The organism is Kitasatospora sp. NPDC004615, assembly GCF_042873545.1.
Classification (GTDB): domain Bacteria; phylum Actinomycetota; class Actinomycetes; order Streptomycetales; family Streptomycetaceae; genus Kitasatospora.
Genome location: NZ_JBIALQ010000001.1, coordinates 15,398 through 40,203, shown reverse-complemented (window position 1 = coordinate 40,203; position 24,806 = coordinate 15,398). Strand labels below are relative to the sequence as shown.

The 24,806-nt window shown below is 71.8% G+C and carries 24 protein-coding genes; 14 read left to right on the top strand and 10 right to left on the bottom strand.

What is annotated here, in order from left to right:
• Positions 1 to 279 precede the first annotated feature (279 nt).
• Together ACFYS8_RS00190 and ACFYS8_RS00185 are read left to right on the top strand one after the other, a co-directional pair.
• The gene (locus tag ACFYS8_RS00190; protein ID WP_387633678.1) at positions 280 to 1,650 is read left to right on the top strand and encodes a rhodanese-like domain-containing protein; all 1,371 of its coding nucleotides are present in this window, start codon (positions 280 to 282) and stop codon (positions 1,648 to 1,650) included.
• A 131-nt stretch (positions 1,651 to 1,781) separates the two neighbouring features.
• Positions 1,782 to 2,048, top strand: coding sequence for a metal-sensitive transcriptional regulator (locus tag ACFYS8_RS00185; RefSeq protein ID WP_043911727.1), 267 nt, complete (start codon positions 1,782 to 1,784; stop codon positions 2,046 to 2,048).
• Positions 2,049 to 2,326: 278 nt separating this feature from the next.
• Here the strand turns inward: ACFYS8_RS00185 and ACFYS8_RS00180 are convergent, their stop codons facing one another.
• The 3 genes from ACFYS8_RS00180 to ACFYS8_RS00170 all read right to left on the bottom strand — a co-directional run bounded on the left by ACFYS8_RS00180 (position 2,327) and on the right by ACFYS8_RS00170 (position 4,577).
• The gene (locus ACFYS8_RS00180; protein WP_043911730.1) at positions 2,327 to 2,593 is read right to left on the bottom strand and encodes a metal-sensitive transcriptional regulator; all 267 of its coding nucleotides are present in this window, start codon (positions 2,591 to 2,593) and stop codon (positions 2,327 to 2,329) included.
• A gap of 89 nt (positions 2,594 to 2,682) precedes the next feature.
• Positions 2,683 to 3,696 (bottom strand): lysophospholipid acyltransferase family protein, encoded by a 1,014-nt coding sequence (locus ACFYS8_RS00175; RefSeq protein WP_387633676.1) that lies wholly within the window; start codon positions 3,694 to 3,696, stop codon positions 2,683 to 2,685.
• The gene (locus tag ACFYS8_RS00170; protein WP_387633674.1) at positions 3,693 to 4,577 is read right to left on the bottom strand and encodes a GNAT family N-acetyltransferase; all 885 of its coding nucleotides are present in this window, start codon (positions 4,575 to 4,577) and stop codon (positions 3,693 to 3,695) included. Before ACFYS8_RS00170 ends, ACFYS8_RS00175 begins: the two co-directional genes overlap by 4 nt.
• Positions 4,578 to 4,988: 411 nt before the next feature.
• Between ACFYS8_RS00170 and mptB the strand changes: the two genes are divergently transcribed.
• From mptB to ACFYS8_RS00155, 3 genes are all read left to right on the top strand, one after another.
• Positions 4,989 to 6,392, top strand: a complete 1,404-nt coding sequence (gene mptB / locus ACFYS8_RS00165; RefSeq protein WP_387633672.1) for a polyprenol phosphomannose-dependent alpha 1,6 mannosyltransferase MptB — start codon at positions 4,989 to 4,991, stop codon at positions 6,390 to 6,392.
• 26 nt (positions 6,393 to 6,418) lie between these two features.
• Positions 6,419 to 7,636: a glycosyltransferase 87 family protein gene (locus tag ACFYS8_RS00160; RefSeq protein WP_387633670.1), complete on the top strand. Its 1,218-nt coding sequence runs from the start codon at positions 6,419 to 6,421 to the stop codon at positions 7,634 to 7,636.
• Between the two features lie 81 nt (positions 7,637 to 7,717).
• A complete protein-coding gene (locus ACFYS8_RS00155; RefSeq protein WP_387636755.1) occupies positions 7,718 to 8,845 on the top strand; it encodes a DUF4037 domain-containing protein in 1,128 nt (375 codons plus the stop codon).
• 119 nt (positions 8,846 to 8,964) lie between these two features.
• On the opposite strand, the gene ACFYS8_RS00150 is transcribed toward ACFYS8_RS00155, so the two are convergent.
• From ACFYS8_RS00150 to ACFYS8_RS00130, 5 genes are all read right to left on the bottom strand, one after another.
• Positions 8,965 to 9,816, bottom strand: coding sequence for a class I SAM-dependent methyltransferase (locus tag ACFYS8_RS00150; RefSeq protein WP_387633668.1), 852 nt, complete (start codon positions 9,814 to 9,816; stop codon positions 8,965 to 8,967).
• A 112-nt stretch (positions 9,817 to 9,928) separates the two neighbouring features.
• The gene (locus ACFYS8_RS00145) at positions 9,929 to 11,029 is read right to left on the bottom strand and encodes a glycerate kinase (RefSeq protein ID WP_387633666.1); all 1,101 of its coding nucleotides are present in this window, start codon (positions 11,027 to 11,029) and stop codon (positions 9,929 to 9,931) included.
• A 183-nt stretch (positions 11,030 to 11,212) separates the two neighbouring features.
• Positions 11,213 to 12,073 (bottom strand): sugar phosphate isomerase/epimerase family protein, encoded by an 861-nt coding sequence (locus ACFYS8_RS00140; RefSeq protein WP_387633665.1) that lies wholly within the window; start codon positions 12,071 to 12,073, stop codon positions 11,213 to 11,215.
• Positions 12,070 to 13,218, bottom strand: a complete 1,149-nt coding sequence (locus ACFYS8_RS00135; RefSeq protein WP_387633663.1) for a dihydrodipicolinate synthase family protein — start codon at positions 13,216 to 13,218, stop codon at positions 12,070 to 12,072. Before ACFYS8_RS00135 ends, ACFYS8_RS00140 begins: the two co-directional genes overlap by 4 nt.
• 443 nt (positions 13,219 to 13,661) lie before the next feature.
• Positions 13,662 to 14,813 carry a Gfo/Idh/MocA family protein gene (locus tag ACFYS8_RS00130; protein ID WP_387633661.1) on the bottom strand — a complete coding sequence of 384 codons (1,152 nt, stop codon included), beginning with the start codon at positions 14,811 to 14,813 and terminating at the stop codon, positions 13,662 to 13,664.
• A 384-nt stretch (positions 14,814 to 15,197) separates the two neighbouring features.
• Between ACFYS8_RS00130 and ACFYS8_RS00125 the strand changes: the two genes are divergently transcribed.
• Both ACFYS8_RS00125 and ACFYS8_RS00120 read left to right on the top strand, forming a co-directional pair.
• Positions 15,198 to 16,232 carry a LacI family DNA-binding transcriptional regulator gene (locus ACFYS8_RS00125; protein WP_387633659.1) on the top strand — a complete coding sequence of 345 codons (1,035 nt, stop codon included), beginning with the start codon at positions 15,198 to 15,200 and terminating at the stop codon, positions 16,230 to 16,232.
• A 123-nt stretch (positions 16,233 to 16,355) separates the two neighbouring features.
• Entirely contained in the window at positions 16,356 to 16,586 is a 231-nt protein-coding gene (locus tag ACFYS8_RS00120) for a hypothetical protein (RefSeq protein WP_387633657.1), read from the top strand.
• Positions 16,587 to 16,657: 71 nt separating this feature from the next.
• Here the strand turns inward: ACFYS8_RS00120 and ACFYS8_RS00115 are convergent, their stop codons facing one another.
• On the bottom strand, positions 16,658 to 17,080 hold the full coding sequence (locus ACFYS8_RS00115; protein ID WP_387633655.1) for a MarR family winged helix-turn-helix transcriptional regulator: 423 nt from the start codon (positions 17,078 to 17,080) through the stop codon (positions 16,658 to 16,660).
• 124 nt (positions 17,081 to 17,204) lie between these two features.
• Here ACFYS8_RS00115 and ACFYS8_RS00110 point away from each other — a divergent pair, with 124 nt between their 5' ends.
• Positions 17,205 to 18,053: an NAD(P)H-binding protein gene (locus ACFYS8_RS00110; RefSeq protein WP_387633653.1), complete on the top strand. Its 849-nt coding sequence runs from the start codon at positions 17,205 to 17,207 to the stop codon at positions 18,051 to 18,053.
• A gap of 84 nt (positions 18,054 to 18,137) precedes the next feature.
• On the opposite strand, the gene ACFYS8_RS00105 is transcribed toward ACFYS8_RS00110, so the two are convergent.
• Positions 18,138 to 18,713: a MarR family winged helix-turn-helix transcriptional regulator gene (locus ACFYS8_RS00105; protein WP_387633652.1), complete on the bottom strand. Its 576-nt coding sequence runs from the start codon at positions 18,711 to 18,713 to the stop codon at positions 18,138 to 18,140.
• Positions 18,714 to 19,116: 403 nt separating this feature from the next.
• On the opposite strand from ACFYS8_RS00105, the gene ACFYS8_RS00100 reads away from it, so the two are divergent.
• The 6 genes from ACFYS8_RS00100 to ACFYS8_RS00075 all read left to right on the top strand — a co-directional run bounded on the left by ACFYS8_RS00100 (position 19,117) and on the right by ACFYS8_RS00075 (position 24,764).
• Positions 19,117 to 20,166, top strand: a complete 1,050-nt coding sequence (locus ACFYS8_RS00100) for an MFS transporter (protein WP_387633651.1) — start codon at positions 19,117 to 19,119, stop codon at positions 20,164 to 20,166.
• A 141-nt stretch (positions 20,167 to 20,307) separates the two neighbouring features.
• On the top strand, positions 20,308 to 22,608 hold the full coding sequence (locus ACFYS8_RS00095) for a molybdopterin oxidoreductase family protein (protein ID WP_387633650.1): 2,301 nt from the start codon (positions 20,308 to 20,310) through the stop codon (positions 22,606 to 22,608).
• Positions 22,609 to 22,614: 6 nt separating this feature from the next.
• Positions 22,615 to 23,232: a 4Fe-4S dicluster domain-containing protein gene (locus tag ACFYS8_RS00090; RefSeq protein WP_387633649.1), complete on the top strand. Its 618-nt coding sequence runs from the start codon at positions 22,615 to 22,617 to the stop codon at positions 23,230 to 23,232.
• Entirely contained in the window at positions 23,229 to 23,861 is a 633-nt protein-coding gene (locus tag ACFYS8_RS00085; RefSeq protein ID WP_387633648.1) for a ubiquinol-cytochrome c reductase iron-sulfur subunit, read from the top strand. Before ACFYS8_RS00090 ends, ACFYS8_RS00085 begins: the two co-directional genes overlap by 4 nt.
• 52 nt (positions 23,862 to 23,913) lie before the next feature.
• A complete protein-coding gene (locus ACFYS8_RS00080; RefSeq protein WP_387633647.1) occupies positions 23,914 to 24,276 on the top strand; it encodes a hypothetical protein in 363 nt (120 codons plus the stop codon).
• An 83-nt stretch (positions 24,277 to 24,359) separates the two neighbouring features.
• Positions 24,360 to 24,764, top strand: a complete 405-nt coding sequence (locus tag ACFYS8_RS00075; protein ID WP_387633646.1) for an SHOCT domain-containing protein — start codon at positions 24,360 to 24,362, stop codon at positions 24,762 to 24,764.
• Positions 24,765 to 24,806 lie beyond the last annotated feature (42 nt).

Sequence of the window (24,806 nt, the reverse complement as noted above, 5' to 3'; positions counted from 1 at the left end):
TGGTGCGGGGTCCTCCGGCGGTACTTCGCGGCGCTCGGCCGTCCCGAGGAAGATACCGGAGGGGGTATATCGTTGGGATCGAGCATATACCCCCACCCGTATCGCTCGGGATCCGCTACAGTCGAGAACTGCCTGCAATAATACCCATGGGGGTATCGGCGGGCTCGGGTGTCGGGCATATCGGCCCCGCACCCGTACCCACCCGCGGCTCCGCACCCGTACCGCGCCCGCACCTCCACCCTCCAGCCGTGACCGGCCGACGCAGAGATGAGGACATCCGTGTTCTTCGCCCAGTACTACCTCGAGTGCCTCTCCCAGGCCTCGTACCTGATCGCGGACGAGACCACCGGCCGCGCCGTGGTGATCGATCCGCGCCGGGACGTGGACGAGTACCTGGCGGAGGCCGAAGCGCGCGGCTTCACCGTCGAGGGCGTCATCAACACCCACTTCCACGCCGACTTCCTCTCCGGCCACCTCGAACTCGCCGACCGCACCGGCGCCTGGATCGGCTACGGGCAGCGTGCCGAGACCGAGTACCCGATCCGCAAGCTCGCCGACGGCGAGCGGATCAGCCTCGGCACCGTGGAACTGGAGATCCTCGAGACGCCCGGCCACACCCCCGAGTCGATCAGCGTCCTGGTCCGCGAGAATGCCGACGACACCGTCCCGTACGGTGTGCTCACCGGCGACGCCCTGTTCATCGGCGACGTCGGCCGCCCCGACCTGCTGGCCTCCGCCGGCGTCACCGCCGACGAGCTCGGACGGATGCTGTACGACAGCGTCCAGCGCAAGCTGATGGCGCTGCCCGACGAGGTCCGGGTCTACCCCGCGCACGGCGCCGGCTCCGCCTGCGGCAAGAACCTGTCCACCGAGCTCCAGTCCACCATCGGACAGCAGCGCGCCACCAACTACGCGTGCGCGCCGATGACCGAGGACGAGTTCGTGGCCATCGTCACCGCCGGCCAGCCCGCCGCCCCCGGCTACTTCGGCTACGACGCCGACCTCAACCGGCGCGAGCGCGACCTGCTCGACGCCGCCGCGCTCGACACCCCGCTGGACGCCGAGACCTTCCTCGCCCGCCGCGCCGAGGGCGCCGTCGTCGTCGACGCCCGCGACCCGCTCGACTTCGCCGCCGGACACCTGGCCGGCGCCATCAACGTCCCCGCCGACGGGCGCTTCGCCGAACAGTCCGGCACCGTCCTCGACCCCGCCTGGACGCTGCTGGTGGTCGCCCCCGAAGGCCGCGAACAGGAGACCGTCACCCGCCTCGCCCGGATCGGCTTCGACCGCGTCGCCGGCCACCTCGCCGACCCCGAGACCACGTTCCGCTCCGTGCCCGAGCAGATGCGCCAGGCCGCCCGCCGCACCGTCGCCGACCTGCGCACCGAACTCGCGGGCAGCGAGCCGCCGCTGGTCCTCGACGTGCGAGGCGGCGCGGAGCGCGACGGCGGACTGATCCCCGGCTCGATGCACCTCCCGCTGGCCGAACTCCCCAAGCGCCTGGCCGAGATCCCGCAGGACCGCGCCGTCGTCGTGCACTGCGCCGGGGGCCACCGCTCGTCCATCGCGGCCAGCCTGCTGCGCCACCACGGCCACCCGCAGACCTCCGACCTGCTCGGCGGCTACGGCGCGTGGGAGTCCGCAGTCTGACCGCCAACCACCGCACCACCCCGACCGGTGGGCGGGAATGCCCCGCCCACCGTCCCGGTTGATACCGGCGGGGGTATTACCGGCCCCACCCGGCACCCGCCGGGGAAGGCCCAGCACGAGGAGGAGACCCGATGCAGGTGGACGAGGCGGCCGTCGGCGCCGTACTGAACCGGCTGCGCCGCGCCCAGGGCCAACTGGCCGGCGTCATCGCCATGATCGAAGCCGGCCGCGACTGCAAGGACGTCGTCACCCAGCTCGCCGCCGTCTCCCGCGCCCTCGACCGGGCCGGCTTCAAGATCGTCGCCAGCGGCATGCGCCAGTGCATGGCCGAGGCCGAGGAAGGCGGCGCCCCCATGAGCGAGGCGGAACTCGAGAAGCTCTTCCTCACCCTTGCCTGAGCGGCGTCCCGCGCTTCTGGTGCTTTCGGTGCCTTCGGTGCCTTCGGTGCCTTCGGTGCCTTCGGTGCCTTCGGCCTTCGGTGCCTTCGGTACCTTCGGTGCCTTTGGCCGGGGCACGCCGCTTGTGAACGAACCCCGGGTGCGCTGTGGTCGCGCCCGGGGTTTCGTGCGTGTGCGGGGCGGGGCTGCCCGGATTCGATCGGATCGGTTCGGTTTGGTTCGAATCGGTTCGGATCGGTCTGAACTGGTTCGGATCTCGACCGGTTTTGCGGTGTCGGCTATGCCAGGGTGAGGAAGAGCTTCTCCAGCTCGGCCTCGGTCATCGGGGGTGTGTTCTCGTCGGCGGAGGCGAGGCATTGACGCATGCCGCTGGCGAGAATTTTGAAGCCGGCCCGGTCGAGGGCGCGCGAGACTGCGGCGAGTTGGGTCACCACGTCCTTGCAGTCGCGGCCGGCCTCGATCATCGCGATCACGCCGGTCAGTTGGCCCTGGGCTCGGCGCAGCCGGTTCAGCACCGCGCCGACGGCCTCCTCGTCCACCTGCATCGAGCACTCCTCGCCTTCTCTGAACTCGCCCGATCATACGGGAGCCGTACGGTCGTACCTGCCGCCATGGTCGTGGGCGGGCTGGTCGGTCAGTGCGCGGCGCCCGCTCGGGGCCGCAGAACGTCCTCGCGGTCGGGTACGAGGACCGGCTGCTCGGACGGGTGGGCGGACGGGTCGGCCGGCTGCTCTGATGGGTGGACCGGCCGCTCTGATGGGTCGGCCGGCCGCTCTGATGGGTGGGCCGGCCGCTCTGATGGATGGGCCGCGGTGGTCGGGGCGGTGCAGGTCGCGCAGTCGGGGACGTCGAGGTGGCGCCGCTGGTCCACCACCCGCTGGGCGGCGGCGGCCAGTTGGCGCCGGCCGGGGAACAGCGCGAGCGGCAGCTGCGGCAGGAACTCGACCTCGGCGGCCAGGCCGCGTACCGAAACCACCCGCCACAACGAAGACAGCAGCCCGTCCTCACCGACGAAGGCCGGCGCGGTACTCGGACCCGCCGCCGTGCGGTAACGCAGCACCAGTGGTTGGACGGGGACGTCGGCGCGCACCGCCGCCTCGAACAGGGCCGGGCGGAACCGTCCGCCGACGCGCCCGCACCAGGTACTGCCCTCCGGGAAGACCACCACCCGCTCGCCGCGGCGCAGCGCCGTCGCGATCTCGTCGACCGTGCCGGGCAGTGCGCGCAGCCGCTCCCGGTCGATGAAGATGGTGCCGCCCCAGGAAGTCAGCGGGCCGAGCACCGGCCAGTGGCCGACCTCGGTCTTGGCCAGCATCCGGCCCGGACGGGCGGCAGCGACCAGCAGAATGTCCAGCCACGAGATGTGGTTCGCCACCACCAGCGAACCGCCAACCTGCTTGCCCGGCACGCTGATTGGCCGCACTCGCACCCCCAGCGCGGCCAGCAGCAGCCGCGCCCAGCAGCGCACCAGGCGCTCGGTCGGCAGCCACCGCAGTGCCCGCACCGCGGGCGTTGCCACGACACCCGCGAGCAGGACCGTCACGCAGCCGGCCAGTCGCAGCACTCGGTGCGCGACCCCTGCGCGCGGTTCGGGGACCGTCACACAGGCGCCGGGCGTGCATGGCGCGGTCGGCAGCCAGGCGCTCATGCCGCGGTCGCCGTTCTGGCCGAAGTGGCGTTCGTGCTACGGGAGTTGTCGGCTTTGCTGGTGCCACTGGTGATGGTTGAGATCGGCAGGTCCGTCGCTGCGGACAGGAAGTGCCGGAGGTAGCGCGGGTCGGTGCGCTCCAGCGACAGCAGGACGTACAGGTCCGCCACGTTGAAGTCGGGGTCGAACGCGGGCTCGCCGCACACCCACGCGCCGAGGCGCAGGTAGCCGCGCAGCAGTGCCGGGATCGGGGTCCGCCCCTGCCGGGCCACCCCGTCCGCCGACCACGGACGCAGGGGGGTGACTCGATACTCCTGCGGCGCAAGGTACTTGGCGGACACCGCGTCCCACACTCCGGCGGCGGCGGTGCCACCGTCGGACAGCGGGACCGAGCAGCAGCCAGCCAGCCACGCGTTGCCGGTGGCTGTCATGTAGCGGGCGATGCCGCCCCACATCAGGTTGATGACCGCGCCGTTGCCGCGGTGCGCCTCGGCGATGCAGGACCGGCCGACCTCTACCAGGCCGTCCCGCAGACCGCCGAGCCGGCCCAGGTCGAACTCGGTGTCCGAGTACAACCTGCCCGCGCAGCGTGCCTGTTCGGGACGCAGCAGTCGGTACGTGCCGACCACCTCGCCGCTCGACTGCTCGCGCACCAGCAGGTGGTCGCAGAACTCGTCGAACGGGTCCGCGTCCAGGCCCGGCAGCGGCGACTCCAGCACCGCCCCCATCTCCTGCGCGAACACCTGGTACCGCAGCCGCTGCGCGGCACGCACGTCCTCCTCGGTCCGGGCGAATACCAGTTGGTACGACGGCTGTTGGCCCGCCACGGCGTGGGTGTTGGTCGAGGGTGACTGGGCAGGGCGGGCGGAGGTGGTGGCCATGGCTGACTCTCCGGGGTCTCGGGGCGCGATGCGGTGGCGGCGAACAGCACGGGACGACACGCGACGACACGACGCCCGCTGCCGGTCCGCCGGTCCGCCGGTCCGCCGACCCGCCGGTCGGGCGGTCGGGCGGCGCCGGTCAGAAGCGGCATGGGTATGTCTCCCCGACCCGACTGGCCCTCAGGTGGACGTCCGACGGAGATCAGATGTGCACATGCTGAATGGCCGGTTCGGCGAACGGAGTTCGCCGATTTGGGGTGCGGCGGGGCGGTGGCGGGGCGGGCCGGGGGTGGGGTGGTTCGGGGGTGGGGTGGGTCGGTGCGTGGCCGGCTCTCTCCGGACGCCCCGTGGTCATCCGCCGGACGCGGGCCGGTCGTCCGGTCGCCACACCGTTCTGTCAGCCTTCCCGGCATGCCGAACACGGGCGTGAACGCCTACCCGAGCCGGTGCCGGTGGCTCGGGCTCCTGGGTTCGCTCGCTCTGGCCGTCGGGGCCCTCAGCGCAGGCGCTCGGTCCGCCGCTGACACCGGCCCTGCGCTGCGTGCTTCTGGCGGTGCGGGTACCGTGCTGGTCTTCGCGGGGCTCGCCGTTCTTGTCGCCGCCTGGATGTTGATGGGGCGACCCGCCGACGGTCAACCGCCGCCCGATGAGCGCTGGTTGAATGTCACGCTGACCTGGTGGGTCGCCCCGCTGCTGCTCGTGCCTCCGCTGTTCAGCCGTGATGTCTACAGTTACCTTGCCCAAGGTGCCATGCTCGCCCACGGTTTGGACGTCTACACGCACGGGCCGGCCGACCTCGGCGGGCCAACAGCCGTACAGATACCGCAGGTTTGGCAGCACACTCCCGCTCCCTACGGTCCTGCCTTCCTGCTGGTGGCCCGGGCCGTCGCTCCGCTCGCCGAACACCCGTGGGTCGGAACGGTGGTGCTACGGCTGGCTGCTGTTCTCGCCGTTGCCGCGATTGCCGCCCTGCTGCCCGCGCTCGCCCGCGCGCTCGGCGTCGATCCGGCCGCCGCGTTGCGTCTGGGGGTGCTCAATCCGCTGGTGTTGGTCCACCTGATCGCCGGTGCGCACAACGATGCGCCGGCGCTCGCCCTGCTGCTCGGCGGTCTGCTTGCCGCCACTCGGCGGCGTGCTGTGCTCGCCGCCGCCCTGGTCGCCCTGGCTGCCCTGGTGAAGGCCCCGGCCGCGCTCGCTCTGCCCGTGGTGTGCCTGGTCGCTGCTGCGGATCGTACTTGGCGGGCCCAACTGTGGACGAGCGCACGGGCTTTGGGGGCGGCCGCCGGCACGGTGCTTGCCTTCACCGCCGTTGCGGGCACCGGTTACGGATGGATCTCAGCCCTCACCACTCCGGCCACCAGCTCCAGTTGGTCGCTCACCAGCAGTCTGGGCCGACTGGCCGCCGATATCGCAGGCACCGCTCCGGAGGGTGCGGTCAATGTCGCCCGGTTGCTCGGGATTGTCCTCGCGGCAGCTGCTATTGCCGTGTTGGGGTGGAGAGTTGTCGGGCGGGGGAGCGAGCCGGTGGCTGCCCTGGCGTTCGCGTTTGCCGTCCTGGTTGCCCTCGGGCCGGCCTTTCGGCCGTGGTACGCGTTGTGGGCAGTGCTTCCCGCGGCCTTCGCCGTTCGTGCACCGGGTGTCCGGAGGGTCGTCGAACTTGCCTGCGTGGTCCTGGTGTTCGTGGTGATGCCGGACGGGTTCAGCCCGGACGGTGCGGAACTGGTGCTCGCGGTCGGCGGATTGGGGATCGGGGTCGGAGTTGTGGCGGCTGCGGAGCGCGGGATCTCGTTCCGTGAACGGCAGTTGGCGTGCTGACGCGGGGAACGACCGTCGCCAGGGTCGTGGTCCTGGGGGTCGCCGTGGTCGTTACCGCCCTGGTCCTGGCGGTCATTCCTGGGCATCGCGGCTGGTTCGACATCGGGGTGTACTACGGCACGGTGCGGCACTGGTTCGAGACCGGGCAGCTCTATGACTACGTCCGCCCCGGTACGGCCTACGGGTTCACCTACCCGCCGTTCGCCGCGGTCTGCATGCTGCCGATGCGCCTGTTCGGCTGGCATCCGGCGATCGCGGTCGGTGTCGTGCTGTCCGCCGTCGCGACCGCCCTCCTGCTGTACTGGCTGGTCGATCCGATCGCGCGGCGGCGCGGCTGGTGCCGGTGGTACGCGTTCGGGCTGGCGGCCTGCCTGTGCGGTCTCAGCAACCCGGTGCGCGACACTTTCAGTTTCGGTCAGGTCAACCTGCTGCTGGTCGCCCTGGTCTTCGCGGATCGGCAACTTGCCGACAGCCGTTGGAAGTTCATGAGCGGGGTTGGCATCGGACTGGCCGCCGCGATCAAGCTCACCCCCGCACTGTTCATCGTCCACCTGCTGATCACCCGCCAGTGGCGCGCCGCCGGGACCGCCACCGTGACCGCGCTGGGCGCCACCGGGCTGGGGTTTCTGATCGGCCCCGAGGTCTCCCGGCAGTTCTGGACCGCCACCCTCTGGGACACCGACCGGGTCGGCGGCTTCGCCAACATGTCCAACCAGTCGTTGCAGGGCCTCATCGCCCGCCTCGGACCTCAACTCCCGGGCCGGGCACTGTGGGTGGCCGCCTCGCTCGCCGTCCTCGCCATCTGGGCGCACCGCCTGCACCGGGCCACCCGGGCCGGTGACACCCTCGCCGCCTACAGCCTGACCGGCCTCGCCTGCTGCCTGGTCAGCCCGATCACCTGGGTGCACCACCTGGTGTGGGTGCTGCCCGCGCTGGTGGTCCTCGCCGAGGTTGCGCTGCGCGAACGCCGCCGCGGCCTGCTCACCGTCAGCTGGCTGCTCCAACTGGTCATCTCCAGCGGCATGGTGTGGCTCTGGCACCCCGACGGGCGCACCCCCGGCACACTGTTCGGCGGCAGCGCCTACGTCCTGCTGACCTTCACGCTCCTGGTCGCCATGCCGATTCGCGACCGCCCCGACGAGCCGTTCAAGGGGCTTGCGGCCGAGACGGACGTCGCCGATCCGGTCACCGCTTCCGAACCTCGCCCGGGGCGGCCCGACAAACGCCCCGCCGCCGTCGGCTGAACCGCTCGGTCGCGTTGATGTCCTGCCGGCAGGGGCGATATGCGATGGACCACGGCGCTGCTCGCTGCCAAGGTGGGCGGCATGATCACGCCGGAGCCGCCGTTCGTGCCGGGACTCGAACTTGCCGCAGCACTGTACGAGGACGCAGTCCGACCCCTGCTGGAAAGCGCTTACCCGCGGCTGCGTTTCGCCGCTGCGCGAATCGGACCGGGCTCCGAAGTGCTCGGCTTCGACACCGCCCGCTCCGCCGACCACGACTGGGGGCCGCGCCTTCAGCTCTTCCTCACCCCCGAGGACGCCGAGCGGCACGGCCCGGCCATCACCGCACTGCTCGCCGAACGCCTGCCCCCGCAGATCCGCGGCTGGTCCACCCACTTCCGTGCCACCGGCGACCCGCGCAACCCCGTCAGCCACCTCGAACCCGCCACCGCCGGCGCCGTGGACCACCGCGTCACGGTCCACCACCTGCCCGGCTGGCTCACCACCCAGCTCGGCCCCCGGGCCACCGCCTGGGTCGACACCGATCCCACCGCCACCGACTGGCTCGCGCTCCCGCAGCAGAAACTCGCCGAACTCACCGCCGGCATCGTCCTGCGCGACGACCACGGCACCGTCACCGCTGTCCGTCGACGCTTCCGGTGGTACCCCGACCAGCTGTGGCGATACCTGATGGCCTGCCAGTGGCAGCGCATCGCGCAGGAGGAAGCGTTCGTCGGCCGCTGCGCCGAGGCCGGCGACGAACTCGGCGCCGCCGTCGTCGCCGCCCGCCTGGTCCGCGACCTGATGCGGCTCACCCTGCTGCAGCATCGTTCCTTCGCGCCGTACAGCAAGTGGTTGGGGCAGGCGTTCGCGCGCCTGCCCGCCGACCCCGTCCTCGGGCCGGCTCTGCGCGCCGTCCTCGCCGCCATCGATCACGGCACTCGCGAGGGTCATCTGTGTGACGCGTGCGAGTCCGCCGCCCGCGCCCACAACGCGCTGGCGCTCACCGAACCGTTGGACCCGACGCGGCGCCCGTACCACAGCCGCCCGTACCTGGTCCTGCACGCCGACCGCTTCGCCCGCGCCCTCCAACGCACCGTCACCGAACCGGAGTTGCGCGACCTCCCGCTGACCGGCGCCGTTGATCAGTGGGCCGACAGTACCGACCTGCTCGCCCACCCGGCGGCCGTTCATGCGGCTGTTGATGCCCTGGCCGGAGAGGTGCGCTGACCGCTCGGGCGACGGCCTCCGTCCGAGTGACCGCAGCGTCGGGACGGCCCGGCGGATTCGGTGGGCCGTTCGGGTTTCTTTCGGCGCTGGACTCAGGTTCGTCGCCCGGCGGTGGGGCTTCAGGACGGGCGGGAGGCGCGCAGTGAGTAGACCAGCGGGAGGCGGGGGCCGGGCGGCAGGAAGAAATGGCCGTGCGCGTGTTCGTGCAGGAACTCCAGGTGCAGGCCGGCCGCTGCCAGGGCGCTGACCACGTCGCCGATTCCGTGCCGCCACTGCACCGTGCGGGTCGCGGTCATCGTCGCGTCCCGGTCGGCGTAGCTGCCGGGCTCGTCCACGACGGCCGGCGCGCGGTCGAAGTAGTCCTCCACCACAGTGCGGCCGTCCTCCGCGACGAGTTCGGCGACCGGGTGGAACTCCGACAGGTACACGAAGCCGCCCGGGCTGGTCAGTGCCGCCACCGTGCGTGCCCAACGTGCAAGGTCCGGAAGCCAGTTCAGCGCTCCCATGCCCGTGTACACGATGTCGAAGGTTTCGCCGCCGAGGGCCTCCACCGCCCCGTACACATCGGAGGTGACGAAGCGCGCCGAGTCCGTCCCGATCCGCTTCGCGAGCTGTGCGGCCTCCACGAGCGCCGGCTCGGAGAAGTCCAGCCCCGTCACCAGCGCGCCGCGACGCGCCCACGAAAGGGTGTCCAGGCCGATGTGGCACTGCAGGTGCAGCAAGCGCTTTCCAGTGACGTCCCCGAGCTCCGCGAGCTCGAAGTCTCGCAGCACTTCAGCGCCGGCCACGAACGCCGGGACGTCGTAGAACGCACCGCCGACATGGACCGGCACCCGCTCGTCCCAGTTCGCGCGATTGGCCGTTGCCCAGTCCGTCCAGTCCGCGGCGGGCGTGGTCGGGGCGGGCGTGGTTGGGGCGGGCGTGGCAGGGGTGGCCGGTGCGGACTGTGGGTCGTCATGGAAAGTAGACATGACGACTTATCATTCCGGGCCGCCGACAGCAGGTCAACGGAATATCGGGCAGGTGGGAGGAGGGTTCACCCGGCCGGTCGGCGGGGCGGAACGGGTGGTCGGGGACGGTGGATCAGGACTGCGAGGCTGTCCACCGGTCCGCGAGCGTCGCCCCGGCGCGGTGCAGCCAGTGGGCCGGCTCGGCCCGGGCGGCGGATGCGGAACCGGCCAGCGAGGAGAGGGTGAGCACCTCGGCGGCAGTAGACTCGCCCGCCACCACGTTGGACGGAACGCCCGCTGCCTCGGCCAGGCGCACCACCTCGCCGACGGCCTTGCCCTGAAGACTTGTCGCGTCGTACCGGCCCTCGCCGGTGATCAGCAGATCTGCTGACGCCAACATGTCGGGCAGCCCGAGGAGTTGGGCAACCGCTGGTGCGCCCGGTTCGACCACCGCGCCCCAGCCTGCAAGCAGCCCGTAGCCCGTGCCGCCTGCCGCACCTGCACCGGGGTGTGAGGGGTCGGTGCCCATCAGCTCCGCCAGTCTCGTCAACCTGCGCTCCAGCAGCGGGAGTTCGTCCTCGCCGGCGCCCTTCTGCGGCCCGTACACCGCCGCCGCGCCGCGTTCGCCGAGCAGCGGATTGGTCACATCCGTGAGCAGCACCACCCCGCCGGGCGGGGCGAAGCGGATCCGTGAACGGTCGAAGGTGGCGGCAACCTCGAGTGCGGCATCGAGATTTGACGTTGCGTCACTCACCTCTCCGCCTTCGTCGTCCAGCAGGCGGGCGCCGAGAGCGGACAGCAGTCCGAAGCCGCCGTCGGTGGACGCCGAACCGCCGAGGCCGATCAGCAGCCGGGTCGCACCGGCGTCCAGAGCCGCGGCAATCGTCTCGCCGGTGCCCCGCGTGGTCGCGGTCAGTGGGCGCAACTCGTTTCCCAGCAACGGGAGTCCACTGGCCACCGCCAGCTCGACCACCGCCGTGCCGTTCGGCAGCAGTGCGAACTGCCCGCACACCGGCCGACCGTCCGGGCCGGTCACGTCCGGGACGTCGATCAGCCGCGCGCCCGGGCTGGCGGAGACGATGGCCGCGAGCGTCCCCTCCCCGCCGTCGGCCATTGGCGCGCACCGCACTTCGTCCGTCGGCCGGACCGAACGCCAGCCTGCGGCCAGTGCCTCGGCGGCATCCGCCGCGTCGATCGTCCCCTTGAACGAATCCGGCGCCACGACGATTCGCATCCGCCCACCTCCGCCTCTCTCGATCACGATCTCGACCCACTCGCCCGTTTCCAGCCCCCCGCGCCCGGTTTCCAGCCCCGGCGCGGCACCACTCAACCGGACCGGGCCGCGCGCTTACCACTGCGACACGACAGGGGCGGCGGACCGGCCGGTGACCCTCCGGCCCGCTCGCGCCTGCCTTGGTCAGCGGCGCACGATGTGCGTGCGGTGGCGCTCCTTCACGGTGGCGAGGGTCTGTTCGCCCGGAGTGTGCCAGACCGCCTCGTTGAACAACTCGACCTCGATCCAGCCGTCGTAGCCGGCGGCGGCCACCCGGTCGGTCAGCCAGCCGAAGTCGATGTGCCCGTCGCCGACGTGCCCGCGGCCCAGCAACGCGTCCGCGGGCAGCGGCAGCGTCCAGTCGCACACCTGGTAGGAGGCGATCCGGCCACCGGCGCCGGCCCGTGCGATCTGCTGCTCCAACTCCGGGTCCCACCAGACGTGGTAGCTGTCCACCACGACACCGACCTGCTCGGCCGGATGGGCCTCAGCCAGGTCGAGCGCCTGGCCCAGGGTGGAGACCACCGCCCGGTCCGCGCAGAACATCGGGTGCAGCGGCTCGATCGCCAGCCGGACTCCGAAGTCACCGGCGTGCGGCGCGAGTTCGGCGATCATGTCGGCCACCTGGCGGCGGGCTCCGATCAGGTCCCGGCTGCCGGCCGGGAGGCCGCCCACCACCAACACCAGGGTGTCGGTGCCGAGTTCGGCCGCCTCCTCGATCGCCGCCAGGTTGTCCGCGAACGCCGCCCGACGCGCCGCCTCGTCGCCGGCCGTCAGGAACCCGCCCCGGCACAGGCTGCTCACCGCGACACCCGCGTCCCGGGACAGTCGCGCCGCCCGGGCCAGACCCGTCTCGGCGACCTTGTCCCGCCACAGACCGATCGCCGGAACTCCGGCGTCCACGCAGCCCCTTACCGCCTCCTCCAGACTCCAGCCCTTGGTGGTGATCTGGTTCAGCGACAGCCGCTCGCACCCCTGGGCCACCTTCAGCCCCGCTGAGCTCATGCCCGCACCCCCGCCAGCGCCAGGAACTGCCGCATCCGACCGGCCGCCAACTCCGGATCGCCCAACACCCCGGCCACGTCCGCCAGTCGGAACAGCTCCACCAGGTGGCTCACCGAACGGCCGCTCTGCGCACCGGCCACCATGGTGAAGTGGTCCTGGTGCCCGCACAGCCACGCCAGGAGCACGATGCCGGTCTTGTAGTGGAATGTCGGCGCCGCGAACAGGTGTCGTGCCAGCGGCACCGTCGGGCCGAACAGCGCGTCGTAGCGCGCCAGATCATCGGCGTCGAGCGCCTGCAGAGCAGCCGCCGCGACCTCCGCGATCGGGTCGAACACGCCCAGCAGCGCGTCACTGTGCCCGACCTCGTCACCCCGCACCAGCTCCGGGTAGTTGAAGTCGTCGCCCGTGTACATCCGCACCCCGGACGGCAGTTCACGCCGCAGCGCGATCTCCCGGCCCGCATCCAGCAGCGACACCTTGATGCCGTCGATCCGTCCCGGGTGGCTGCGGATCAGTTCGAGCACCGTCTGCGCGGCCGCATCCAGATCCGCCGAGCCCCAGTAGCCGGCCAGCGCCGGATCGAACATCTCGCCCAACCAGTGCAGAATCACCGGCCGTTCGGCCTGCTCGACCAGCTTCCCGTACACCGACAGGTAGTCCTCCGGACCGCGCGCCGACGCCGCCAGCGCCCGGCTCGCCATCAGGATCGGCTGCGCACCCGCCGCCTCGACCACCGCCAGCTGCTCCTCGTACGCCGCCGACACCTCGGCCAACGAGACGTCGACGGACGTCAGTTGGTCGGTGCCCGCGCCGCATGCCAGCCGACCGCCGACGGACTTCGCCTCCGCACCCGATCGGGCGATCAGCTCCTGGGTCGCGGCCCAGTCCAGGCCCATCCCGCGCTGTGCGGTGTCCATCGCATCGGCGACGCCGAGGCCCAGCTCCCAGAGCCGGTGCCGGAACTTGAGTGTTCCCTCCCAGTCCACGGCGGCCGGCGCGCCGGGCGCGTTCCCGCCCAGCGGATCGGCCACCACGTGGGCGGCCGCGAACGCCACCCGGGACGAGGCCGGCCCCGACGGGGCGGCGAGCGCCACGGGCTCGCGCAACTGGTACCGGCCGATGCCGGGCAGATCGAGATGAGTCATGGTGTCAGGCCTTGAGGTCGGGCGATCGCGGCGATCGCGGGGATCGAGGGAGGGGTGGGGTGGGCGGAGAGGGGGGTGTCGGTGGGTGGGTGCGGAGAGCGGCCGGCCGGGTGGAGGAGATCATCTACGCGGAGATGATCCCTGCATAGATCAACTCGACCGCGTGACAGAAAATGACCGTTTGCGGCGCGCGGGCGCCAGGCGCTGGCCCGGGAGGCGCGAGGGAGAGGCGAGGGAGGGGCGGGGGAGGGGCGGGGGGAGTTGGGCGGGGCGGCGAGGGCGGACCGGACCGTGCAGCCCCGTCCGGCCGCATGGCCCCGCCTCCGCCGCCCGCCGCCCGCCGCCCGCCGCCCGGTACCGGGGGCCCGTTCCCAGCGCGCCCAGCGCCCAGCGCCCAGCGCCCGCCACGGGGCGCGAGGCGCGAGGCGCAAGGTGTCAGTGCGTCAGAGGCTGAGCTCCGGCACGTCCAGTCGCCGGCCCTCGCGGGCCGAGCGCAGGCCCAGTTCGGCCAGCTGCACGCCCTTGGCGCCCTCGAGGAGGTCCCACTGGTACGGCGCGCCGGTCACGACGTGCTTGAGGAACAGTTCCCACTGGATCTTGAAGCCGTTGTCGAACTCGGCGTTGTCCGGCACCTGCTGCCACTGCTCGCGGAACTGCTCGGTGGCCGGCAGGTCCGGGTTCCACACCGGCTTCGGGGTCGAACCGCGGTGCTGGATCCGGCAGTTGCGGAGCCCGGCGACCGCGCTGCCCTCGGTGCCGTCGACCTGGAACTCCACCAGTTCGTCCCGGTCCACCCGGACCGCCCACGAGGAGTTGACCTGGGCGACGATCCCGCCCTCCAGCTCGAAGACGCCGTACGCCGCGTCGTCGGCCGTCGCCGGGTACGGGCGGCCCTGCTCGTCGACCCGCTGCGGGATGTGCGTCGCGGCGTGCGCGTACACCGAGCGGACCGGGGCGATGATGCCGTCCAGCACGTAGCGCCAGTGCGGGAACATGTCGAGGATCATGCCGCCGCCGTCCTCGGCGCGGTAGTTCCAGGAGGGACGCTGGGCGTCCTGCCAGTCGCCCTCGAACACCCAGTAGCCGAACTCGCCGCGCACCGACAGGATGCGGCCGAAGAAGCCGCCGTCCACCAGGCGCTTGAGCTTCAGCAGGCCCGGCAGGAACAGCTTGTCCTGGACCGCGCCGTTGCAGACGCCGGCGGCCCGGGCCAGCCGCGCCAGTTCCAGCGCCGCCTCCAGCGACTCGGCGGTCGGCTTCTCGGTGTAGATGTGCTTTCCGGCCGCGATCGCCGTCTTGATCGCGGACTCGCGGGCCTGGGTGACCTGCGCGTCGAAGTAGATCTCCGCCAGCGGGTGGGCCAGTGCTTCGTCCAGCGAGGTGGTCCAGTGCGACAGGCCGTGCCGCTTCGCCAGTTCCTCCAGCTTGGCGGCGCTGCGCCCGACCAGGATCGGCTCCGGCCACAGCACCTGGCCGTCGCCCAGCGGCAGACCGCCCTGTTCGCGGATGGCCAGGATCGAGCGCACCAGGTGCTGGCGGTAACCCATCCGGCCGGTGACGCCGTTCATGACGATGCCGATGACCCTGCGGGACATGGGTGGGGTCCTTTCCGTGGGCGGAGATGGTGGAGGCTCCGGCGATCGGACGGCGGGAGGGCCGGAAAGCGCTTACCGCGATGGCCGCGGCGGGACCACGAGCGGTCGCGGGAAAGCGCTTTCCAACTCCCTGCGGTCGCTCGGCAGGTCGCCTGGTCGAGAGTCGGAGCGGGGTGGTGCAGAAGCGTTGTGCGGGCTACTGGAAAGCGCTTTCCACGCCGGCCGTCGAAGACCCTTGGAAAGCGCTTTCCATGCGCCGAGGCTAAGCGGCCCGCCCGCCCCGGTCAAGGCGTTGTGGTCGGCTCGGTCAACCGAGCGGGGCTGGGCGGTAACCTGTCCCTCGATCATCGGCGAGCAGGGCGCGGGGAAAGCGGGGAGTATCGGGTGGCTGTCACTCTCGGGGATGTGGCGCGGCACGCTGGTGTCTCGCTGGCCACCGCCTCCCGGGCCCTGAACGGCTCGGCGCGGTCGGTGACGGAGGAGCTGTCGGCGAAGGTCCGGGCGAGTGCCGAGGCGCTCGGCTACCTCCCCAACGCGCCGGCGCAGGCACTGGCCAGGTCGTCCGGCGCGACGATCGGGGTGCTGCTGCACGACGTGGCCGACCCGTACTTCGGCGGGATCGCCCGCGGGGTCGGCGACGCCGCCGCCCGGGCGGGCCTGCTGTCGCTGGTGACCAGCACGGACGGCGACCCCCGGCGCGAGCTGGAGGCGATCCGGATGCTGCACGCGCACCGGGTCCGGGCGATCATTCTGGCCGGGTCGGCGTACAACGACACCGCGGTGATCCAGCAGCTGGACGAGGCGCTGGCCGCGTACCAGGAGCAGGGCGGCCGGGTGGCGGCGATCACCGACCACGGTCCGCTGTACGACACCGTCGAGGTGGACAACAAGGCGGGCGCCGCCGCGCTCACCCGCGCACTGGCCCAACTCGGCCACCGCCGCTTCGCGGTGATCACCGGCCCCGAGCGGATGCGGGTCGCCGAGGACCGCCTCGACGGCGTCCTGGACGCGCTGCACGAGCTCGGGCTGGAGGCGGGCGAAGGGATGGTCCGGCGCGCGGAGTTCACCCGGGAGGGCGGTCGGGCCGCGATGGCGCGGATCCTGGACGTCGCCCAGGAGAGTGGAACTCCGCTGCCCACCGCCGTGATTGCCCTCTCCGACATCTGCGCCGCGGGCGTCCTCGCCGAACTGCGCGACCGCGGCATCTCCGTCCCCGGCGACGTATCCGTGGCCGGCTTCGACGACATCCCGTTGGCGACCGACCTGGCTCCGGCCCTGAGCACCGTTCGCCTGCCGCTCGCCACGATGGGCGAGTTCGCGGTCCGGCTGGCCCTTCGCGAGGGTCGCGAGACCGACACCAGCACGGCCTCCGCGGAGGTGGTGCTGCGGGACAGCACGGCCGCGCCGAGGGCCGACTGACGGTGGATCTGGTGGCCGGCTGACGTCCGGGTCCACGTCCGGAGGTCCGTTGAGCGGTGAGGCCGGAAGGATCAGCGGCGGTCAAGGCGCTTTCGCGGTAACGGAATTGGCGTTGCCGCCGGGTTGGGCGCGCGCGAGGCCGGGAGTGACGCCTTCGTCGACAACCGCGCGTCCAACAAGGTGTCCCGGGCGCTGGGTTACGAACCGAACGGCACCACGTGGGACGCCCGCCGCGGCGAGGCCGCGCCGATCCAGCGCCGGCGGCTGACGCGCGAGATGTGGGAGCGAACCCGCCGCGAGGACATCGAACTGGTCGGCGTGAAGGAGTGCCTCCCGGCGCTGGGGCTCGGCTGACAGTCTCCGAGCGATCCTGATGAATTCGCCTGTGAGGCTGGATGGTTGGGGTGGTTAGGGGCGGCGGGCGGTCAGGCGAGGAGGTCGGCCGCTGCCCGGTGGATCTTGGTGAGGGCGCTCAGCAGGTGTTCGCGTTCGGCGGGGGTGAGGTCGGCCATGACCTGTTCCTCCATGGCGCGGCGTTCGGCCTCGATCGGTTCCTGAAGGGCGCGGCCCGCGTCCGTGAGCCGGAGGCGGACCAGGCGGTTGTCGTGGTCGTCGCGGTGGCGGGTGAGGAGTCCGGCGGTGGCCATCCGGGTGGCCATCTTGACCACGGTGGGCGTGGTGACGTTGAGCGCGGCGGCGATCTCGCCGGGGGTGCGGCCGTCGCGTTCCCACAGGGCGGCGAGCAGGTGGTTCTGTCCGAGGTGGAGGCCGTGGCGTCGCATGGCGCCGTCGGCGAGGGCCCGGAGCGCCTTCGAGGTCTTGCCGTGCAGGTCCAGGAACTCGGGCATCGCGGCCTCCGGTGGGGTGTCGGTACGCGCAACAGGGCGATGCGACAGATCGATTGACGGCTAATCAGTTCCTGGCTAACGTTTTCGCCGGATCGCTAGACGGCTAACGTCTCCAGGGGGATTGATGATACTGATCACCGGCGCGACCGGAAACATCGGACGGGAGCTGGTCCACGCCCTCGACGCGGCGGGCGCCGAGCTGCGCCTGCTGGTCCGCGACCCGGACCGGGCCGCCGCGCTGCCCGCGCGCGCCGAGCGTTTCGTCGGGGACCTGGGCGAACCGTCCGCGCTGGCGGCCGCGTTGAGAGGTGTTGAGGGGATGTTCCTGCTCACACCGGGCATCGGTACCGCGCACACCGCGTACGCCGTTGCCGCTGCCGAGGCGGCGGGGGTGCGTCGCCTGGTGCACCTCTCGTCCGCGAACGTGCTGGGTGATCCGATGCCCGCCATGGGCCGCTGGCACCACGAGCGGGAGGAGATCGTGCGCGGCAGCGGCATACCGGCGACGATCCTGCGGCCCGGCGGATTCATGACCAACGCCCTGGAGTGGGTGGAGACGATCCGCGCGGAGGGTTACGTGCTGGACCCGGTCGGCCCGGGCCGCTTCGCGCCGGTCGATCCCGCTGACATCGCCGCCGTCGCCGCCCTGGTCCTCACCGAGGACGGCCACGACGGCGCGGAGTACGTGCTGACCGGTGGTGAGTGCCTGACGGTGGCCGAGCAGGTCCGGATTCTTGCCGGGGTGACCGGACGTCGGATCGAGGTCCGGGCGGCGAAGACGCCCGCCGAGGCGGTCCGGGCCCGCTTCCCCGGCGGGGTGCCGCAGGCGCTGGCCGATGCCATCGTGGAGGGGTTCACGCTGATGCGCGCCGACACCGTCGGGCTGCGAACCGACACGGTGGAGCGGCTGCTGGGGCGTGGGCCGGGGAGGTTCGCGGCCTGGTGTGCGCGCAACGCGGACGCGTTCCGCTGAGCGGATCCGGTCGGCGTCGAAGTGCCGCGGCTCCGGTCGGCGTCGAAGTGCCGCGGCGCCGACCGGAGTTGGTTGACGACGGAGTCAGGAATGCCCGGCGGCGAGGTACTGCTCCAGGTGCTGCTGGTTGACGACCAGACGCAGGCACAGGTGCCGGAACTGGGCGAGTTCCTCGGGGGTGAAGCCGCGGAAGACGGCGGACATGGCGCGCTGGGTGGGCAGGCGGAAGGCGTCGAGCCAGTCGCGGCCGGCGGGGGTGATGGTGACGCGGACGGAGCGCCGGTCCTCGGGGTGCTGGACGCGGCGGGCGAGGGTTTCGCGTTCCAGGGTGTCGACCAGGCCGGTGACGTTGCGGGAGCTGACGCCTGCCGCGCGGGCGAGTTCGCCGATGGTGAGGCCGTCCGGGTCGGCGTTGCCGAGCCGGGTGAGCAGGTCGAGGGCCCCGGAGCTGAGGCCGCGGCCGCCGGCGCCGTGGGCGCGCAGGCGGTCGATGGACTGGGAGGCGGAGCGGACGGCGGTGGCGGCCTCCAGCGCGAGGGTGTCGTCGTCCAGGGCGAACGCGCGCATCGAGCTGCGTACGCCGGGGTCGTAGAGGTGGCCGTCGGAGTCCTCGGTGAGGGTGGGCTCGGGGGCGGGTGAGTTATGTACGTCCTTCAACATGAAGCAGTACCTTAATTGCTGTCACCAGTTCGGTCCAGGCCTGGTCGGGCCTGATGTCCGTTCAATCCGGCCGCAGCGAGCGCGCGTTGCCCGCTCGACCGTTCGGCGCAGCGACGCGCCGCCGACGGCGCAGTTGGGCGCGCGGGGTGGTGGAGGCGCTCGTTAGCGTCCGAGGGCAGGAGGGTGTCAGGGGCTGGATGCCGGACGCCCGATCGACCATCGGATCGAGTCGAGCGCTAGGAGAGTGCGCGTGGCCGCGACACCGCCGCCCCCCGAGGGACCGGTCGGGGGAACGGGGGGCAGTTCGGCCGGGGGGACACGGGGCGCGGGGGGAGCCGGCGGTGCAGGCCGTACCGGGGGCGAGCCGCCGCCGTACCGAGGGGGCTCCGCGCGGGCGGACGACGTGCGGCCGGTCGGGCTCGAGCCGGCCGGCCGGGCGTCGATGGTGGCGGGGGCGGCGAGCGTGCTGCTGATCGCGGCGATCCTGCTGGGCAGCCGGGAGTTGCGGGACTTCGACTCGGCGCTGGTGCCGTACGCGGTGGCGTCGGTGTTCCTGACCTTCGGCGTGGTGTACCGGTACATGATGTGGATCTCCGCCCCGGCCGCCCGCCGGCTGTTCCGGGAGGGCTGGAGCGTCGCCCTGTCCTGGGAGAACCTGAAGCGCTCGCCGACCGCGCTGCCGAAGATGGCGGCCACCTACCTGGGCTTCCAGAAGTTCCTCGGCGCCCGCTCGCACGCCCGTTGGGTGGCGCACCAACTCATGTTCTGGGGATGCCTGTTGGCGGCATTCATCACCTTCCCGCTGACCTGGGGCTGGTTCACCTTCACCTCCTCCGGCGCGGCCGGGCCGGGCTACGAGATGCGGCTGTGGGGGGTGAAGCTGTTCGGCTTCGACTCGGGCAGCTTCTTCGGCTGGGTGCTGTACCACGGGCTGGACCTGGCGGCGGTGATGGTGATCAGCGGTGTCGGCTACTTCCTGTGGCGGCGGGTGCGGGACCGGGCGGCGACCACCGGCCAGCGGTTCGGCTACGACTTCGTCCCGCTGCTGGCGCTGCTCACCATCTCGGTGACCGGCCTGCTGCTGACCTTCTCCGAGATGTTCCTGCACGGCGGCGGCTACGAGTTCCTGGCGATCCTGCACATGGCATCGGTGGTGCTCACCCTGGTGTACCTGCCGTTCGGGAAGTTCTTCCACATCGTGCAGCGGCCCGCCGCGGTCGGCATGCAGCTGTTCAAGTACACGGCGCGGCGCAAGGGTTCGGACGCCGAGGAGCTGCGGGCGTGCCGCCGCTGCGGGCAGTCGATCGACACCGTCGCCGCCGTCGACAACCTGCGCGCCACGATGCGCGACCTGCAGCTCGGCTTCGACGAGTGGGCCGAGTACTGCCCGCGCTGCAAGCGGGTGCTGCGCGGCACCGCCTACCTGTCGACCGTCAAGCGAGGCTTCAAGTGAGCGCCGGCATCGAGCGAGGGTTCAAGTGACCGCCGGCATCGAGCGAGGCTTCAAGTGACCGCCGGCATCGAGCGAGGCTTCGAGTGAGCGCCGGCATCGAGCGAGGGTTCAAGTGAGCGCCGACGTCATGGGAGGGTTCAAGTGACCGCCGAGCACGTCCCGTTGGACCCGAGTGTCGCCCCGCTCGGGACGCGCAACTTCCGTGACGCGGGCGGCCTGCCCGCCGCCGCGTGGCGGGCCGACCAGGGTGAGCAGACCCTCGTTCCCACGCACTGCTGCTTCTGCGGCGTGCAGTGCGGGATGTACCTGCGGGTGGACGGGAACGGCAAGGTGTTCGGGGTGGAGCCGCGCAACCACGACATCAACCGAATGCGCCTGTGCCCCAAGGGAATCAACGCCTACCAGCAGGTCAACCACCCGGACCGGCTGACCGCCCCGCTGCTCCGCCGGGACCGCAACCAGCCGCTGCGGGAGGTGAGTTGGGACGAGGCGCTGGACTTCACGGTGGAGCAGATCAACCGGATCCAGCGCGAGCACGGCCGGGACGCCTTCGGGATGCTCGGCGGGGCCAGCCTGTTCTCCGAAAAGACCTACCTGGTGGGCAAGTTCGCGCGGGTCGCGCTGAAGACCCGGCACGTGGACTACAACGGCCGGCTGTGCATGGTGAGCGCCGCGGGCGCCAACAAGCTGGCGTTCGGCATCGACCGGGCGGCCAACCCGTTCGCCGACATCCTGCAGACCGAGTGCCTGCTGCTGGTCGGGGCGAACGTCGGCGAGTGCTTCCCGGTGCTGACCCAGTACGTGTGGGGCGCCCGCGACCGCGGTGCGACGCTGATCGTGGTCGACCCGCGGGAGACCGCCGTCGCCCGCACCGCCGACATTCACGTGGCGCTCAAGTCCGGTACGGACGCGGCCTTTTTCAACGCGGTGCTGCACGTGATCGTCGAGGAGGGGCTGACCGACGAGGCGTTCCTGGCGGCGAACACCACCGGCTGGGAGGAGGTCAAGGCCACCGTCAAGGAGTACCCGCCGAGCCGGGCCGCCGAGATCTGCGGCGTCCCCGCCGAGCAAGTCGTCCAGGTGGCAAGGGCGTTCGGCCGGGCGCGGCGGGCGATGGGCTGGCACGCGCGCGGCATCGAGCACCACACCCAGGGCGTGGAGAACTGCCTGACCGTCATCAACCTGTGCACCGCGACCGGCAACCTGGGCCGCCCGGGCGCCGGTTACGGCACCCTGACCGGTCAGGGCAACGGGCAGGGCGGCCGCGAGCACGGCCAGAAGTCCGACCTGCTGCCCGGCGGCCGTTCCATCAACGACCCGGCGCACCGCCGGCAGATCGCCGCGATCTGGGGCATCGAGGAGTCCGAACTCCCGCTCGCCGGAACGTCGATGATGGAAATGGTCTGGCAGATGCAGCGCCAGGAGATCCGAGGCCTGATCGGCGTCTGCAACAACCCGTTCGTCTCGCTGCCCAACTACGCGGTGGTGAAGGACGGTTACGACAAGCTCGAGTTCCACGCCCAGTTCGACTTCTTCCTGTCCGAGACCGCCGCCAACGCGCACGTGGTCTTCCCCGTCACCAGTTGGGCCGAGGACGAGGGCGTGATGGCCAACGCCGAGGCCCGCGTCGTCAAGCACAACAAGGCCCAGGAGCCCCCCGAGGGCGTGCGCACCGACACCTGGGTGATGCGCGAACTCGCCCGACGCCTGGGCGTGGGAAGCAAGTTCGCCTTCGAGGACTCGCGCGAGGTCTTCGACGAGCTGCGCCGCGCCTCGGCCGGCACGGTGATCGACTACTACGGCATCACCTACGACCGGCTGGAGCGGACCGGCGGCCTGGTGTGGCCCTGCCCGGGCATCGAACACCCGGGAACGCCAAGGCTGTTCGAGGACGGCAAGAGCTACCACCCGGACGGGAGGATCCACCTCCAGGTGGTCGAGTGGCACCCGCCCGCCGACCCGTACGACGACGACTTCCCGATGACGCTGACCACCGGCCGCACCGTCGCGCACTACCTGTCGGGCAACCAGACCCGGCGGCTGGGCGCGCTGGTCGAGCAGACGCCGAGGCCGTGGGTGGAGGTGCACCCGTCGCAGGGATTCCGCAACGGCGAGCCGGTGCGGGTGATCACCCGGCGCGGCAGCTCGGTGCTGCCGGCCCTGGTCACCGAGGCGATCCGGCCCGACCACGTGTTCGTGCCGTACCACTGGCCGTACCCGGTGGCCGCCAACCAGCTGACCATCGACGCCCTCGACCCGCGGTCGAAGATCCCCGAGTACAAGGTGTGCGCGGTACGGATCGAACGCGCCCGCACCGTCGAGCCGGTGCCCGCGCCGCCCACCCCGCCGGGCCGCGAGGCGTACCCGGAGGCCCAGGTGTCGCGCACCGACCCGCTCCCGCCGACCTCGCCGCAGGGCCGCGGCACCGGAGAGAGGGGCTGAACCACCATGCTGGGACGCACCATCTTCATCGACCCCGGCCGCTGCATCGGCTGCCAGGCCTGCGTGTCGGCCTGCCGCGAATGCGACTCGCACCGCGGCAAGACGATGATCCACCTCGACTACACCGACGAGGGCCACACCGTCGCCTCGCTGCCCACCGTCTGCATGCACTGCGAGGACCCGGTCGCCCCCTGCGCCGAGGTCTGCCCCGCCGAGGCGATCCTGATCACCGCGGACGGAGTCGTCCACGAAGCCGACCCGACCCGGTGCATCGGCTGCGCGAACTGCGTCAACGCCTGCCCGTTCGGTGTGCCCAAGATCGACCTGGCGGCGAAGCTCCAGATGAAGTGCAACCTGTGCTACGACCGCACCTCGTACGGCCTGGCCCCGATGTGCGCCACCGTCTGCCCGACCGGCGCGCTGTTCTACGGCACCGCCGAGGAGTTGCAGGCGGAACGGCCCGGCGTGGAGGTCTCCACCGAGTTCGTGTTCGGCGCCACCACCGTCTCCACCGGCGTCGCCATGGTCGTCCCGCCGGAGCGCCGGGCACCCGTCCCCGGCGGGACGCTGAACCTGATCGAGGTCAACGGGCGGCCCACGCCCGGGAACGGAGCGATGGCGTGACCAGCCCCGTCGACCCGTCCGGGCCGGGCGGACCCGAGGACGCCCACCAGGCCGAGCAGGACGCGCTGCGCGAGCGGATCAGCGCCGACTCGCTCACCACCCGCCGCGACTACCTGCGGATCGTCGCCACCGTCTCCGGCGGCCTGGTGGTCGGCTCCGCCGCCGTCTCGGCCGGCGTGCTGCACCGGCACGGCGACGGCATCGCCGCCCCGCTGAAGGTCGCCGACCGGCTCGAACGCGGGCAGGCGGTCAGCTTCGAGTACCCCGGCGAGGACGACCGGGCGATGGCGATCCGACTGCCCGACGGCACCGTCGTCGGCTACTCCACCATCTGCACCCACCTCGCCTGCGGCGTCCTCTGGCGACGCGACCAGGGCACCGACGGAGACCTCTACTGCCCGTGCCACGAAGGGAAGTTCGACGCCCGCACCGGCGCGGTGACGGCCGGCCCGCCACCCCGGCCGCTGCCCAAGGTGGTCATGGTCGAGGACGCCCAGGGCGCGGTGTGGGCGATCGGCACCGCCCGCTCCGGCGAGGACGAGCAGGCGGGCCTGTGCCGGGGCCTGCGCGACCGCAACCCGGCACTGGCCGACGCCGCCGGGTGCCCGGGCAGGGAGAGCGGCAAATGACCTTGAACGAGAGAGAGTTGACGATGTATCAGGTCGAAGCAGGGGGCGCGTGGTGAGCGAGGGCCACTTCCCGGAGGGCTACCACCCCGGCAGTGACGAGCCGCGCCTCAACCGGCCCGTCCACGAACGCTATCCGCAGATCCGGCCGACCTCCGGCTACGCCGACGCCCGGGTCACCGCCACCGGACCCGGCCCCGGCGCGGGCACCGACCAGCAACCGGAACGCTCCGCGATTCTCTCCGCCCGCGTCGCCCTCGGCATCACCGTCGTCATCGGCCAACTGTGGGCACTCACCGTCGCCACCAACGCTTGGATGCGCGGCGAGGTCGCCACCGCCTGGTGGTCCGCCGGCTTCAGCGCCGCGTCCTTCCTGGTGGTCCTTCTCGCTTGGCGGATCTCGCCGGGCGACCGCTGAGCGCACCCGGCGGCGGAGCGCTGACATGCGGCGCCCGGAATGTGGTGATACCTCTCGAAAGGACCTGTGGAAGGGAGCCCACGATGGACAATTACCCGGCGCTCAACCTGTTCTGGACGATGTTGTGGCTGTTCCTCTGGATCCTCTGGCTCTTCCTGCTGTTCAAGGTGATCACCGACATCTTCCTCAGCCACGACATGGGCGGCTGGGGCAAGGCCGGATGGACCGCCTTCGTCATCCTGCTGCCCTACATCGGTGTGCTGGTCTACCTGATCGCCCGCGGCAAATCCATGGGCAACCGCGACCGGGCACTCGCCGCGCAGGCGGAGGGCAACTTCCAGAACTACATCCGCAAAGCCGCCGGCACCGAGGACCAGCAGGCCGCGTCCCGGCACGTGGACGAACTCGCCCGGCTCGCCGACCTGAAGAACAGCGGCGCCATCTCCGAGGACGAATTCCGCGCGGCGAAAGCCAAGTTGCTCGCCTGAGTGCCGCAGACCCCGCAAGCCAGAGACCCCGCCGGCAGGCGG